13 protein-coding genes are annotated in these 15540 nt (G+C 42.3%); 12 read left to right on the top strand and 1 reads right to left on the bottom strand.

Annotation, left to right across the window (positions count from 1 at the left end; all coding sequences use genetic code 11):
- Nucleotides 1–7: 7 nt before the first annotated feature.
- From dxs to NSS77_RS15380, 7 genes are all read left to right on the top strand, one after another.
- Complete coding sequence (gene dxs / locus NSS77_RS15410) at nt 8–1915, top strand: 1-deoxy-D-xylulose-5-phosphate synthase (RefSeq protein WP_342469531.1); 1908 nt, start codon at nt 8–10, stop codon at nt 1913–1915.
- A complete protein-coding gene (locus NSS77_RS15405) occupies nt 1912–2730 on the top strand; it encodes a TlyA family RNA methyltransferase (protein ID WP_342469530.1) in 819 nt (272 codons plus the stop codon). Before dxs ends, NSS77_RS15405 begins: the two co-directional genes overlap by 4 nt.
- 105 nt (nt 2731–2835) lie before the next feature.
- Entirely contained in the window at nt 2836–3285 is a 450-nt protein-coding gene (argR, locus tag NSS77_RS15400; RefSeq protein WP_342469529.1) for a transcriptional regulator ArgR, read from the top strand.
- A 15-nt stretch (nt 3286–3300) separates the two neighbouring features.
- The gene (gene recN / locus NSS77_RS15395; RefSeq protein ID WP_342469528.1) at nt 3301–5019 is read left to right on the top strand and encodes a DNA repair protein RecN; all 1719 of its coding nucleotides are present in this window, start codon (nt 3301–3303) and stop codon (nt 5017–5019) included.
- 128 nt (nt 5020–5147) lie between these two features.
- The gene (locus tag NSS77_RS15390; protein ID WP_342469527.1) at nt 5148–6098 is read left to right on the top strand and encodes a SpoIVB peptidase S55 domain-containing protein; all 951 of its coding nucleotides are present in this window, start codon (nt 5148–5150) and stop codon (nt 6096–6098) included.
- Between the two features lie 268 nt (nt 6099–6366).
- Nucleotides 6367–7158: a sporulation transcription factor Spo0A gene (spo0A, locus tag NSS77_RS15385; protein ID WP_342469526.1), complete on the top strand. Its 792-nt coding sequence runs from the start codon at nt 6367–6369 to the stop codon at nt 7156–7158.
- A 217-nt stretch (nt 7159–7375) separates the two neighbouring features.
- Entirely contained in the window at nt 7376–8941 is a 1566-nt protein-coding gene (locus NSS77_RS15380; RefSeq protein ID WP_342471306.1) for a FapA family protein, read from the top strand.
- Nucleotides 8942–9005: 64 nt separating this feature from the next.
- Here the strand turns inward: NSS77_RS15380 and NSS77_RS15375 are convergent, their stop codons facing one another.
- The gene (locus NSS77_RS15375) at nt 9006–9266 is read right to left on the bottom strand and encodes a DUF2627 domain-containing protein (protein ID WP_342469525.1); all 261 of its coding nucleotides are present in this window, start codon (nt 9264–9266) and stop codon (nt 9006–9008) included.
- Nucleotides 9267–9556: 290 nt separating this feature from the next.
- Here NSS77_RS15375 and NSS77_RS15370 point away from each other — a divergent pair, with 290 nt between their 5' ends.
- From NSS77_RS15370 to NSS77_RS15350, 5 genes are read left to right on the top strand one after another with little or no spacing between them, the layout of a single operon-like run.
- Nucleotides 9557–10657, top strand: coding sequence for a Glu/Leu/Phe/Val dehydrogenase dimerization domain-containing protein (locus NSS77_RS15370; RefSeq protein WP_342469524.1), 1101 nt, complete (start codon nt 9557–9559; stop codon nt 10655–10657).
- A gap of 40 nt (nt 10658–10697) precedes the next feature.
- Nucleotides 10698–12125, top strand: coding sequence for a dihydrolipoyl dehydrogenase (lpdA, locus tag NSS77_RS15365; protein ID WP_342469523.1), 1428 nt, complete (start codon nt 10698–10700; stop codon nt 12123–12125).
- Nucleotides 12126–12154: 29 nt separating this feature from the next.
- The gene (locus NSS77_RS15360) at nt 12155–13150 is read left to right on the top strand and encodes a thiamine pyrophosphate-dependent dehydrogenase E1 component subunit alpha (RefSeq protein ID WP_342469522.1); all 996 of its coding nucleotides are present in this window, start codon (nt 12155–12157) and stop codon (nt 13148–13150) included.
- A 2-nt stretch (nt 13151–13152) separates the two neighbouring features.
- Nucleotides 13153–14136: an alpha-ketoacid dehydrogenase subunit beta gene (locus NSS77_RS15355; protein WP_342469521.1), complete on the top strand. Its 984-nt coding sequence runs from the start codon at nt 13153–13155 to the stop codon at nt 14134–14136.
- Nucleotides 14137–14151: 15 nt separating this feature from the next.
- On the top strand, nt 14152–15444 hold the full coding sequence (locus tag NSS77_RS15350; protein ID WP_342469520.1) for a dihydrolipoamide acetyltransferase family protein: 1293 nt from the start codon (nt 14152–14154) through the stop codon (nt 15442–15444).
- Nucleotides 15445–15540 lie beyond the last annotated feature (96 nt).

The following is a 15540-nucleotide window of genomic DNA, read 5'->3' as shown; positions in this document are numbered from 1 at the left end:
GTGAGAGATGGATTTAACGAAAATTACCGGTCCATCCTTTTTAAAAAAGCTGAATAAACAGCAATTGGAAGAACTTGCCCAAGATATCCGGGATTTTTTAATCGAAAAATGCTCAAAAACCGGTGGACATATTGGACCAAATTTAGGTGTTGTAGAATTGACCATTGCTTTGCATCGTTCTTTTAACAGTCCTTTTGATAAATTTTTATGGGATGTGGGGCACCAGGCTTATGTGCACAAAATATTGACAGGGCGTGCCGGTCAATTTGATACCCTTCGTCAATATAAAGGGTTGAGCGGTTTCCCGAAACGGGCGGAAAGCGTCCACGATGAATGGGAAACGGGCCATAGCTCCACTTCCCTCTCCGCGGCAATGGGGATGGCCATCGCACGGGATATAAAAAAGGAAAATAATTATATTGTACCGATCATCGGCGACGGTGCTTTGACTGGCGGGATGGCGCTTGAGGCATTGAACCATATTGGACATGAAAAAAGAAGAATGATCGTCATTCTGAATGACAATGAAATGTCCATCGCGCCCAATGTAGGTGCATTGCACAATATTTTGGGCCGCCTGAGAACGGCGAAGGAATATTCCAAAGCGAAAGAAGAATTGGAATCATTGATGAAACGGGTGCCGGTGTTTGGAGGAAAACTGGCCCAAGCTGCTGACCGCGTGAAAGACAGCTTAAAATATTTGGTGATTTCCGGCGTATTCTTTGAGGAAATGGGCTTTAAATATTTAGGACCGATTGATGGCCACGACTTCGACGCTTTGGAAAAAACGTTGGAGTATGCAAAAAAAGTGGAAGATCGTCCGGTTCTCGTCCATGTGGTGACAAAAAAAGGAAAAGGATATAAACCGGCGGAAGAAGACCGGATTGGAACTTGGCATGGTACAGGTCCTTATAAAATTGAAACCGGAGCTTTTGTAAAAAACAATGCAAAAGGTCCTTCCTGGTCCAGCTTGGTTTCCGAAACGGTCCGGAAATTAATGAAAGAGGATAAGCAGATTGTTGCCATTACACCTGCAATGCCAGTGGGTTCAAAAATGGAAGGCATACAAAAAGATTTCCCTGAACGATTCTTCGATGTAGGGATTGCGGAACAGCATGCCGCAACAATGGCGGCAGGACTGGCAACGCAAAATATGAAACCGTTTTTGGCGATTTATTCAACTTTCTTGCAAAGGGCTTATGATCAAGTACTGCACGATATTGCGAGACAAAAATTGAACGTTTTCATCGGCATTGACCGTGCCGGGCTTGTCGGTGCGGACGGGGATACCCATCAAGGGGTCTTTGATATTGCCTTCCTGCGCCACATCCCGAATTTGGTCATCATGATGCCGAAAGATGAAAATGAAGGACAACATATGGTCAAAACGGCGGTTGAATATAACGACGGTCCGATTGTACTTCGCTACCCTCGCGGAAATGGTCTTGGAGTGCCGCTCGATGAAGAACTGCACTCGGTTCCAATCGGTACATGGGAAGTGCTCAGAGATGGAAAAGATGCGGCGATCTTAACTTTCGGTACGACGATTCCAATGGCAATGGAGGCGGCAGAGGAACTTGCGAAACGGAATATCCATGTAAAAGTGGTCAATGCCCGTTTCATTAAGCCGTTGGACGATGAAATGTTGCATGAAATCATGAGCAAAAATATGCCAATCTTGACCATTGAAGAAGGGGTATTAAAAGGCGGTTTTGGAAGCGCCATTTTGGAATTCGCCAGCGACAATAAATATAACCATATTGAAATCGAACGGATGGGCATTCCGGATCGTTTTGTCGATCACGGCAGTGTAGATTTATTGTTGGAAGAATTGCACATCACGAAAGAAGAAACAATTGCCCGCATTGAATCATTAGTGAAAAATCAAAAACGATTAGGTAAAAAAACCGTATGACGAAAACGCCGAAAGAACGGGCGGATGTTCTGCTCGTGGAACGGGGATTGTTCGAAACCCGGGAAAAAGCAAAAAGGGCAATTATGGCGGGCATTGTTTATTCAAAAGAAGTGCGGATCGATAAGCCGGGGGAAAAAATCCCGGTGGATGCGCCGTTGGAAATCAAAGGTGAACAGCTAAAATACGTAAGCCGCGGCGGATTAAAATTGGAGAAAGCTTTAAAGGAATTCGATTTAAACGTGGAAGGGAAATTGGTGTTGGACATCGGCGCTTCCACCGGCGGCTTTACCGACTGTGCCCTCCAAAACGGGGCAAAACATTGCTATGCGTTGGATGTCGGTTCCAATCAGTTGGCTTGGAAGTTGCGCAAGGATGAACGGGTCATTGTGATGGAAAAAACGAATTTCCGTTATTCCAAGCCTGAGGATTTTACAAAAGGATTGCCGGAATTTGCGACAATTGACGTATCCTTTATTTCCCTTTCACTCATCTTGCCGGTTTTATTTAATATTCTGATTCCAAATGGGGATGTGGTGGCCCTTGTAAAACCGCAATTTGAGGCAGGCAAAGAAAAAGTGGGCAAGAAAGGGATTGTCCGCGATCCGAAAACCCATCTGGAAGTGTTGGAAAACACGGCGAAGATGGCAACGGAGGTCGGTTTTATTGTAAAAAATGCGACCTACTCTCCGATTACCGGTGGGGAAGGAAATATTGAATTTTTATTCCATCTGCATAAACCGCAGGAAGGACAGGAAGCGACTCCATTTACCGATTTTAAGAAGGTTGTGGAATCGGCCCATCAAGAACTTGATTAAGAAAAATCAGGGAATGGCAAAGGTCATTCCCTATTTTTACTTGATGAATAATAACTTATAATGATAGTATAAATATACATTTATATTCATTAAGAGGTGCTATACATGAGTAAAGGTCAAAGGCATATGAAAATTCGGGAAATCATTGCGAATAATGAAATCGAAACACAGGATGAACTGGTGGCCGCTTTAAAGGAAGCAGGTTTCAATGTGACTCAGGCAACGGTTTCAAGAGATATTAAAGAACTTCATTTGGTGAAGGTTCCACTTCCGGACGGACGTTATAAATACAGTTTACCTGCAGATCAACGTTTCAACCCGCTGCAAAAACTGCAAAGAGCGCTGACAGACTCTTTTGTCAGCATTGATGGAGTGGACCATTTTTTAATGCTGAAAACACTTCCGGGAAATGGGAATGCTGTCGCAGTATTGATCGATCATTTGGAATGGCCTGAAGTATTGGGCACACTATCCGGGGATGACACGATTTTGATCATTGTGCGGGAAACGGGTTATCGGGAAATAATTAAAAAACGAATTTTAGATTTACTGTAATTCGAGGTGGTCCGTTTGTTAAAAGAGCTGAATATACGAAATTTCGCCATTATCGAAGAACTATCCGTAAATTTCGAAAATGGGCTGACAGTCTTGACTGGTGAAACAGGTGCGGGGAAATCGATCATCATCGATGCCGTCCATTTGCTCTGCGGCGGCCGGGCAAGCCAGGAATTTGTCCGCCATGGCGCAAAGAAAGCGGAATTGACGGGACTCTTCTTTGTACCAGACCGGCATCCCGCATTTGATAAATTGATGGAAGCGGGCATTGATCAAGAGGACGGGATAATCATTTTGCGTCGGGATATTAATGAAAATGGAAAAAGCATCTGCCGGGTGAACGGAAAACTTGTGCCTCTATCCGTTTTGCGGGAGATCGGTTCCACTTTGGTGGATATTCATGGCCAACATGAAAACCAGGAATTGATGGACGAGAAGCGCCATATTGATTTGCTCGATCAATTTGCAGAAAAGCAATTGCGGCCGATCAAACAAAAATATCAGCAAATGTATGATAAATACCGGTCATTAAAAAGAGAAGTGGATGCAATTAATATCAATGAACAGCAAATCGCCCAACGCATCGATTTATATCAATTCCAAATCCAGGAATTAGAAGAGGCCAAATTGTCCGTCAAGGAAGAAGAAGAATTGCTTGAAGAACGAAAGCGATTGCAAAACTTCCATAAAATTTACGAACATGCCGTCCAAGCTTATGAAGCGATTTCAGGCGAAATGAAAGGACTGGATTGCATCGGTGAAGCGATGGGGGCATTGGAAGATATTGTTCCGCTGGACGAGCAATTCAATGATTCCTTTGAAGCTGTATCCTCTTCCTTTTATTCGCTCCAAGACGCTTCTTACCAAATCAAAAATATCATCGACGAGCTCGAATTTGACCCCGAGCGTTTGAATGAAGTGGAATCGCGGCTTGCCCAATATCAAATGCTGAAAAGAAAATATGGAAGCACAGTGGAAGAGATTATTACATATTATGAGAAAATTAAGGAAGAATTAAACACCCTTTTGAATCGGGATGAAGCCATCCAACAAAAAGAGCAGCAGTTGAGAAAAATGGAAGCGGAATTGGAACATTTATGCAATGAATTGACAAAAGTGCGAAAAAAATGTGCGGCCACATTAAGTGAAGCCATCATGAACGAACTTCGGGATTTACATATGGAGAAGGCAAAATTTATCGTTCAGTTTGAGCGTTTAAATAATTTCGACAGTAATGGGAAAGACTATATATCATTCTATATATCCACCAATGTTGGCGAACCGCCGAAATCTTTGCCAAAAATTGCTTCTGGCGGCGAGCTGTCAAGAATCATGCTTGCATTAAAAACCATTTTTTCGTCGAAATCCCAAATTACATCCATCATTTTTGATGAAGTGGATACTGGTGTGAGCGGTCGGGTAGCACAAGCGATCGCTGAAAAAATTTCAAATATCTCATTGAATTCCCAAGTTTTATGTATTTCCCATTTGCCACAAGTCGCCGCAATGGCGGACCAACATTATTTAATATTGAAACAAGTGGAAAAAAACCGGACCTATACAACGGTCAAAAAAATTGAAGATGAAAAACGGGTGGAAGAAATCAGCCGCATGATGAGCGGCGCAGAGATTACCGAATTGACCCTCCAACATGCCCGGGAATTATTAAAATTGGCCAATGAAAAGAAAAACGAAATCCGTAAATCCGCATCAAAAAATCCAATATCCACCTGAAAATGACGAAAAAAGCGGGAATGCTGCATTTGCAAATTTTGAAAGTACCTATGCGACAAATATTTACCTCACATTATTAAAAGGGCAGCTACACATAGTAATGTTACAAACATTTTAGGAGGTGGATTATGAAATGCCGTTTGCGTAATTTGCTGGCGTATCTTGTGCTCATCATCGCCCTTTTATCACCTTCTGCTGTAGCCGAAGCGAAAAAATTGATACCGATGGGCGAATCGATCGGAATTCAGTTGGAGCTGCCTTTTATATATGTCGCTCATGATGTATTGTTACCGAATGGTCAATGGTTGAAAAAAGGGGATATGATAACGGAAGTCAATGGAAAGCCGGTTGATTCCATCGAAGAGTTGAAGGAATCGTTTACAGAAGGGGAAATCACTCTTTCCATTGAAAAAGGGTCGAATCAAAAAAGAAGCATTACGTTGACCAATGAACAGGCCAATAATATTCTCCCCTTTTTAAAGGATGAAACGGACGGCATTGGCACATTGACCTTTTTGGATCCCGAGTCGAAAGAATATGGGGCATTGGGGCATCAAATCATTGACGGGGTTTTAAACAGACCACCTGAATTTACAGATGGTTCTATTTTTTTAGCCTCCATTGAGCAAATAAAAAAGTCCAGTCCCGGGAATCCCGGATATAAAATATCTGTCATCAATACGGATGATATCCGGTTGGGGGATATTTCCTCCAATGACATATACGGCATTTTTGGACATTGGGAATCTGACATAAAACAAAATATGCGTAAACCGATTGAAATTATGCATGATGATGAAATTCAATTGGGGAAGGCGGAACTTCTTACGGCCATTGAAGGTTCAAAAGTCGAATCATTTGCAATTGAAATCGTGAAAATCGAAGACAACTTTTTGCAATTTAAAATAACGGACGAGAAACTGTTATCAAAAACCGGCGGCATTCTACAAGGAATGAGCGGAAGCCCGATTATACAGAAAGGCAAATTTGTCGGCGCTGTAACGCATATGTTTGTCGAACAACCGGACCGTGGTGCGGCCATCACCCTATCTGAAATGTTAAAAAAGAAGCCGGACTGATACGAAAAGACTATGCCGATGGAGTCGGTGTAGTCTTTTTTTGATTTTTTAATTAATAAATTGTATTCCGATAATTTTACTTGGCTCAGAATTTGTCAAATCCAATAGAAACATTACGACCACATGCTTATTTTTCTTGATATGAAAGGTTTTTCTAAAAAAATGTCGAAAAGAATATTGTCAAGTAAACGAAAACTATGACATATTTATTGTAATATAAAATGGAAAATGGTTTTTGGGAAAAGGTTATTAAGGGGGAATTGGTTCAATGTCAAAAATTAAAGTGGCGATTGCCGATGATAATCGAGATTTAGTGAAAACAATGGAACAATACTTCGAAAATCATTCGGATATTGAAATAGTTGCTACTGCTTCTAATGGAAAATTGTGTCTGAATATGTTAGAAGAATGCAAACCGGATATATTGTTGCTGGATATCATCATGCCTCATTTGGATGGGTTGGGCGTGCTTCAGGAGATGCATAAGGACGATCGTTTCCGCGATACACAAGTCATCATGTTGACGGCATTTGGACAAGAAGATGTGATGAAACAGGCCGTTACATACGGAGCTTCCTACTTCATGTTAAAACCGTTCGAATTTGATCAACTTGTTCAGAAAATTATGCATTGTGCAGGTCAAAAAAGGGAATCCATCAAAAGACATAGCGTACTGCAGCCTGAAACAAGCAGTAAAGTCAATCAGCGTCAATTGGATACAACCATCACATCCATTATCAAGGAAATTGGAGTTCCTGCACATATCAAGGGGTATGCATATTTGAGGGAAGCTATTCAAATGGTATATCACGATATAGATTTGCTCGGTTCTGTGACAAAAATTTTGTATCCTGAAATTGCGAAGAAGTTTGGCACTACTCCTTCCCGGGTGGAGAGGGCAATCCGCCATGCAATTGAAGTGGCATGGAACCGGGGAAATTACGAATCGATTTCACAAATGTTCGGATACACAGTGCATCATTTAAAATCAAAACCGACGAACAGCGAATTCATCGCCATGATTGCGGACAAAATCCGTATTGAGCTTGTGGCGTCATAACGAAAGTTTTGATCAAGGTTTTGGATGTCTTTGCATCCGACTAAAGAAAGATTTTCAATAAACGGATTTATAGTAAATTTTTTATATTTATATAATAGAATCATTCCTTTTTAACGGGTCACCTCTTTATGGGGTGACTTTTTATTTTTCAAAGGATAATAAAGAAAAAATGAGAAATTTATATTATACTAGAATCAAGGAATAGAGGTGAATATTGGTGCGAATTTTTTCCAATGATTATTTCGAACTAATTTTGGAAAATGAAAAAGTGTTCATAAAAACGTTTAAAAAAGGATTCCCGTTGAAGGAACTTGATAAAATTGTTCTGGCCATTAATCGTCTAAAACTAACAAATTTTGTAAATTTAAAGAATGCTCTGGAAGAAGAAACTCCTGTACCGGTCGAAATTGGCCTTTGGCTTCCCCCGATGGAAATCGATGTTTCGAAAGATAAAATGACGGCCCAACTGATAGTGCACGATTCATCAATATTGGAAGATATGGTTCTTTTTTATAAGGAACTGAAAGACTTATTGGAAAAAAAGAAAATCGTTCACGGGATCAAGCCGGTTGATATACATACAATAAGAATCGGGAAACCGACAGTTGTAGCTGAAGGGACGGCGCCGATCAAAGGCGAAGATGCCAAGGTGACCTATTTGCAACTGCCTGAGAGGAAACCGGTAATCCGTGAAGATGGGCGGGCCGATTACTTTGATATGAATTTCATTTTTGAAATCAATGAAAATGATTGGTTGGGGGAAAAAATTCCACCAAAACCCGGCATTGACGGGAAAAATATTTTTGGTGAAGAAGTTCCTGCTCCACCGGGAATGGACAAGCCATTGAAATATGATCGAAAGTCGGCTTACGAAAGGGAAGAAGACGGAAAGATCGTCATTCGCGCTTTAAGCAAAGGTGTCGTTGAAGAAAGGCAAGGCATATTGATTATTAATAATCATTTGCCGATCAATGGGGATGTGGGATTGGAAACGGGAAATATCGATTTTGACGGTTCGATCACCATTTCCGGCACCATCCAAAAAGGTTTTACGGTCATTGCCACCGGAGACATTTCCATTGAGGGGTTGGAAGGAGTGACGGGGGCAAAACTCATCCAATCGCGAGAGGGAGATATTTATATCAAAGGAGGCATCTTCGGCTTAGGCCAAACGACGGTAAAAGCGGGTGGCAGCATCTACGTCAAGCATGTCAATGAAGCCAATTTATTTGCAAAGAAGGAAATTGTCATCGGGTTTTATTCGTTGAACTCTTTTTTGCAAGCGGATTCAATTTTATTGGACGAACGCAAAGGGAAAATTATTGGAGGAAAAGCGATTGCGCGGAACAAAATTGTGACGGCCATATCCGGAAACCGGGTTGAACGGCGTACCGAGTTGATCATACAGTCACTCGACCGTCAAGAAGGCTATAAAACCATCCAACAAAAAGCGGCATTATTAAAATCGATGCAGGAAGAAATTTTAAAGTTAACGGAAAAAGTCGAAAAGCTTTCGGCGCTCAGGGACAGAATGAACCCGGCCCAATTACAATCCGTCAAGGAATTGAAAGAAGTGTTGGAAGACAAGAAGCAGCAGATGATCCAAATTGATCATGAAATCCAGGAACTGATGGAAAACCTGAAGTCGATGGGCAAAGGGGAAATTATTGTAAGGAAAGAAGCGTATCCGGGTACTTTTATTCAAATCGGCAATAAATCATCATTGTTAACGAATTTGACAAAAGGGCGGTTTGTCATGGAATTGGGCGAACTGAATGTATAAAGCGTTCATTGAAGGATGATCCTTTCATTGAACGCTTTTTTCTATAATTTCTATAATAAATATTTCATTGTTTCATTTCCTTTGTATCCCCATTTTTTTGAAACCTTGGGGCCACTCTTCCTCTTTTTCGATCTCTATGCAATAAATAGCCGGCGAAAAAGCCGATTCCTATGATGCTGAAAATAAGCCCTATCAAAAATTGAAGCCATAGCCACGGAAAAGGGGAAATTAAATTCCCGTACAGCGTATCCCTCATAAATTTGATTCCGGCGCCGGCAATCAATGCGGGGATCAGTAATACGATAAATGCAATTATTCGGGCCATACCATTTACCTCCTTCGCAATTAATTCAATTGTACATTGTAAAAAAAACATGTCAAGATTCGACAAAGAAATGCCAATATTTCAGGGAATACTTTCATATAAATTATATTAATAATATATTTTTTTCGAAAAGAATGAAAAATCAGAAAATTGGGAATTCAAGTTTTCTCAATGTTTCTAGTTGATAAATGTAAAAATAAAAAGTATTGTAAAGTAAAATAGTGTTTTTAAATAGAAAATTTTTAATTAAGTGAGAGAATTTATTCATTTCCGATTAGGAGGGAAAAACGATGGAAATCTTCAAGTACATGGAAAAATACGATTATGAACAATTGATTTTTTGCCATGATAAAAATTCAGGATTGAAAGCGATCATAGCCATTCATGATACAACATTGGGTCCTGCTTTGGGCGGGGCACGCATGTGGCCTTACAAATCAGAAGAAGAAGCGATTGAAGATGCTTTGCGCCTTGCAAGAGGCATGACATATAAAAATGCGATCAGCGGCTTGAATCTTGGCGGCGGAAAAACGGTCATCATCGGGGATCCGGCAAAGGATAAAAACGAAGAAATGTTCCGTGCTTTGGGCCGTTTTATTCAAAGTTTGAACGGCCGCTATATTACAGCGGAAGATGTAGGAACAACGGTGGAGGATATGGATCTCATTTATGAAGAAACCGACTACGTTACTGGGATTTCACCGACTTATGGTTCATCCGGAAACCCTTCCCCTGTAACTGCTTACGGTGTCTATTTAGGAATGAAAGCCAGTGCGAAGGAAGCATTCGGTGATGATAGTTTGACAGGAAAGCGCATTGCTGTGCAAGGCTTGGGGAATGTTGCCTATCATTTATGTAAGCACTTACATGAAGAAGGGGCAAAGTTGATTGTGACAGATATCAATCAAGATCGGGTGAAACGGGCGGTCGATGAATTTGGTGCGGAAGCGGTGGAACCGGAAGACATCTATAAACAAGAGGTGGATATCTTCTCCCCATGCGCTCTTGGGGCCATCATCAACGACGAAACCATTCCGCAATTGAAGGTGAAAGTCATTGCCGGTTCAGCCAACAATCAGCTGAAAGAATCCCGACATGGCCAAATTCTCCATGAGAAGGGCATCGTTTATGCTCCTGATTATGTCATCAATGCCGGTGGTGTCATCAATGTTGCGGATGAATTATACGGTTATAACAGGGAACGGGCGATGAAAAGGGTGGAAATGATCTATGATTCGCTGACGAAAATTTTTAGAATGTCGAAGGAGGAGAACATCCCGACTTATTTGGCCGCCAACCGCCTGGCGGAAGAACGCATCAACAGCGTATTTAAGTCAAGAAAGCAATTTATGCAAAGAGAGAAAAACATTTTAAGCAAAAAACAATCTTAATCTATTACTCATGAATCTTACTTTCATTGGAGGGATGGCATTGGCTCGAGAATATGATTTAGTCGTTATCGGTGGAGGAACTGGGGGATATGTCGCAGCGATAAGGGCGGCCCAGCTTGGTTTAAAAACGGCCGTAGTGGAAAAAGAAAATCTTGGAGGAACATGCCTTCATAAAGGATGTATCCCGACAAAAACTTTCTTACGAAGTGCGGAAATGTTTCGGGAAGCGAAAAATGCAAGTCAATTTGGAGTGGAAATTTCAAACATCCATTTCAATCTTCAGCAGTTGCATGATCGGAAAAGAAAAGTTGTGGAGCAGCTGCATCAAGGAATCAAAGGGTTGATGAAAAAGGGGAAAATCGATTGTTATTACGGAACAGCGAGGCTATTGGGGCCATCCATTTTTTCTCCTATGGCAGGAGGGACGGTCTCTGTAGAAATGAATGATGGCTCAGAAAACGAAATGTTATTGCCGAAACATATCATCCTTGCAACCGGAGCCAAGCCGCGTCCTTTCCAAGGAATTGAATTTGACGGCAAGTCCGTGTTGAATTCCGATCAAATGCTGGAAATAGAACATCTTCCAAAATCTTTCCTCATTGTTGGTGGTGGCTTCATCGGCATTGAATGGGCATCCTGTTTGAACGATTTTGGCGTGGACGTCACAGTGTTGGAATATGGGGAACGCATTTTGCCTCAAGAAGATGTTTCCATATCGAGGGAAATGACGAAGCAGCTGGAGAAACGAGGCATTAAGATCGTGACGAATGCGGAGGTACTCCCTTCAACAATTGAAAGGAATGAAAAGGCCGTAAAGCTGAAAGCGAAAGTAAATGGCGAAGAAAAGCAATACGAAGGAGAGAAAATGTTAATTTCAATCGGCCGGATGGGAAATATTGATAATCTGGGGATTGAAAATACGGAAATTGAAATTGAATCTTCCTTCATCAAAGTCAACGATGTTTATCAGACAAAAGAAAAGCATATTTACGCAATAGGGGATTGTATTGGTGGCGCGCAGCTTGCCCATGTCGCCACGAGCGAGGCGCTTTTAGCGGTGGAACATATCGCCAATGGGAAGAAGAAAACGGTGAATTATCGAAACATTCCACGCTGTGTCTATTCCTTCCCGGAAGTCGCAAGCATTGGATTGACGGAAGAAGAGGCAAAATCAATGGATTACGATGTGAAGATAGGGACTTTTCCGTTCAAAGGGATCGGAAAGGCTGTTGTTCATGGGGAAACAGAAGGGTTTGTGAAAATCATTGCCGACAGCCAAACGGATGATTTGCTTGGCGTGCACATGATTGGACCTCAAGTGACGAATTTGATTTCGGAAGCCTCATTGGCATTCTTGTTAGACGCAACTCCATGGGAGATGGGGGAAACGATTCACCCGCATCCATCCTTAAGTGAAGTTTTATATGAAGCGGCCTTAGCGGTGGATGGGAAAGCGATTCACTTTTAACTTGTGTTCTAAGAAAGGGGAGAGTTTCAATGACAGATTTACATCATGCAGAGCTCGGCTTATCTGACAGCGATGTGTTGAAAATGTACGAAACAATGCTGCTTGCCAGAAGATTGGATGAGCGGATGTGGCTATTAAACCGCGCAGGAAAAATTCCCTTCGTCATTTCTTGCCAGGGCCACGAAGCGGCTCAGGTTGGGGCGGCATTTGCATTAGATCCGACAAGGGATTATATTGCCCCGTATTACCGGGATATGGGGGTTGTGTTGCACTTTGGCATGACACCGAGGGAATTGATGCTGTCAGCCTTTGCAAAGGCTGAAGATCCGAATTCAGGCGGCAGACAGATGCCGGGGCATTTTGGGTATAAAAAGAAACGGATTTTGACGGGTTCATCGCCGGTTGCAACCCAAGTTCCCCATGCAGTCGGGGTGGCGCTTGCGGGTCGATTGCAAAATCAACATTATGTTTCCTTTGTGACCTTGGGAGAAGGTTCGACCAACCAGGGAGATTTCCATGAAGGAGCCAACTTTGCCGGCGTTCATAAATTGCCTGTCATTATAATGGTAGAAAACAATCAATATGCCATTTCAGTGCCGATCGATAAGCAGTTGGGGGGAAATGTGGCTGACAGGGCCCTCGGTTACGGAATGCATGGAGAATCGGTTGATGGAAAAAATCCTTTAGCCGTTTATAAAGTAATGAAGGAGGCAGTGGACAGGGCGTTACGGGGAGAAGGTCCGAGCCTGATTGAAGCGGTGACTTACCGCTTGACGAGCCATTCCTCCGATGATGATGACAAATATCGTTCCAGTGAAGAAGTTGCCCAAGGAAAAGCGAATGATCCATTGTTGCTCTTCGGGAAATACTTAGTGGATGCCAATGTGGCGACAAAAGAAACCCTTGAGGAAATGAACGGCAAGGTGATGGAAATTGTCAATGATGCCACAGAATATGCGGAAAAAGCACCGTATGCTCCCCCGGAACATGCGTTGAAATATGTTTATTGGGAAGGGGATGAATAAAGATGGCGGTATTATCTTTCATTGAAGCGATACACTTGGCGATGAAGGAAGAAATGGAAAGAGATGAGAAAGTTTTCATTTTGGGCGAAGATGTCGGAAAAAAAGGCGGAGTGTTTAAAGCGACCCAGGGATTGTACGAACAATTTGGTGAATGGCGGGTGTTGGATACTCCCCTTTCTGAGAGTGCCATCGCCGGTGTGGCGATTGGGGCTGCAATGGTGGGAATGCGCCCGATTGCGGAAATGCAATTTGCCGATTTCATCCTTCCGGCGGTAAACCAGATTGTATCGGAAGCGGCGAAAATCCGTTATCGTTCCAATAATGATTGGAATTGCCCGATTGTCGTTCGCGCCCCGTACGGTGGAGGGATCCACGGCGCATTATATCATTCCCAATCTGTGGAAGCATTATTTGCCAATACACCCGGTCTGAAAATTGTCATCCCTTCGACTCCTTATGACGCAAAAGGATTGCTAAAAGCAAGCATCCGGGATGAAGATCCGGTTTTATTCTTTGAACATAAGCGGGCCTACCGGTTAATTAAAGGGGAAGTGCCGCTCGATGACTACGTGATTCCGATCGGGAAGGCGGATGTAAAAAGGGAGGGGGACGATATTACCGTTATAACGTATGGCCTTTGCGTCAATTATGCCCTCCAGGCAGCCGAACGACTGCAGGATGACGGAATCAGCGTCCATCTTTTGGATTTGCGGACTGTCTATCCTTTAGATAAGGAAGCGATTATTGAAGCGGCAACCAGAACCGGGAAAGTGCTCCTTGTGACGGAAGACAATAAAGAAGGCAGCGTCATGAGCGAAGTGGCAGCCATCATTGCGGAACATTGTTTATTTGATTTGGATGCACCTATTATGAGACTCGCTGGGCCGGATGTTCCAGCAATGCCTTATGCACCAACCATGGAAAGATATTTCATGATCAGTCCTGAAAAAATCGAACGGGCGATGCGGGAATTGGCCGCTTTTTAAAGGGGGGGAATCCATATGTCTGTAGAAAAAGTCATCATGCCCCAATTGGGGGAAAGTGTTACAGAAGGAACAATTGAAAAATGGCTAGTGAAGCCAGGAGATTTTGTAAAAAAATACGACCCATTGGCGGAAGTATTGACAGATAAAGTGAATGCGGAAGTGCCTTCCTCATTCACCGGTATTGTGAAAGAACTGATCGGAAACGAAGGGGAAACATATCCTGTCGGAACCGTCATCTGTACGATTGAAGTTGTGGAAGAAAAACAATCAAACATCAGCCAGGCCATTCGCAATGCGACGAATTCCGATGCAAAAGTGAAAATCAATGAGCCGGATTATGGCGAACTCATTCCGAAGCAGAAAAACCGTTATTCTCCAGCAGTATTGAAACTGGCGGGCGAATATAACATTGATTTGGAACAAGTGACGGGAACCGGATTAAACGGCCGCATTACGAGAAAAGATATACTCAAGTTTATCGAGTCCCGGAAAGATGGAAGCCAATTTTCCGTCGCAAAGGAAACGGAAGCGGCAGCTGCAGAGTCCCATAAAACGATTCCGGCCAAAGCGGAAGCGGCATCAAAACCAATTCAAATTGAAAAGAATGCCGGAGATGTGGAAATTCCTGTCTCAGCCATTCGACGCTCCATTGCCAATAACATGGTGAGAAGCAAACAGGAAATTCCACACGCCTGGTTGATGATGGAAGTGGACGTGACAAATTTAGTCCGGTACCGTGACTCCATCAAGCAGCAATTCAAAGAAAAAGAAGGTTTCAATCTTACTTATTTCGCCTTTTTTGTCAATGCCGTTGCACAAGCGTTAAAAGAGTTTCCGATGCTCAATTCCGTTTGGGCCGGAGATAAAATTATCCAGAAGAAGGATATTAATATTTCCATTGCCGTTGCAACTGAAGATGCCCTTTATGTGCCGGTCATTAAAAATGCGGACGATAAATCCATCAAAGGAATTGCCAAGGAAATCCATGAACTATCCCAACACGTGCGGAATGGCACATTAAAGAGCGAACATATCCAAGGCGGAACTTTTACGGTCAATAATACAGGGTCTTTCGGTTCTGTCCAATCCATGGGCATTATCAACTATCCGCAAGCCGCCATTTTGCAAGTGGAAGCCATTGTAAAAAGGCCGGTCATCATCGATAATATGATAGCCATCCGGGATATGGTGAATTTATGCTTATCGATCGACCATCGAATTTTAGATGGATACGTTTGTGGCAAATTTCTTAATAGAGTAAAAAATATTCTTGAAAAAACGAATTATTTTGAAAAAACAGTTTATTAATAATTCTTGGAAGCCTTGCAAATCAAGGCTTTCTTTTATTTTTGTACTTTATTGGACAAGGTTTCTAATGTATTATAAGAATTATAAAAATTATAA

The sequence above is a fragment of the Ureibacillus sp. FSL K6-3587 genome (assembly GCF_038593165.1).
Taxonomy (GTDB): Bacteria; Bacillota; Bacilli; order Bacillales_A; family Planococcaceae; genus Ureibacillus; species Ureibacillus suwonensis.
The sequence above is the reverse complement of the archived record's forward strand: the minus strand, read 5'-3'. Positions and strand labels throughout refer to the sequence as shown.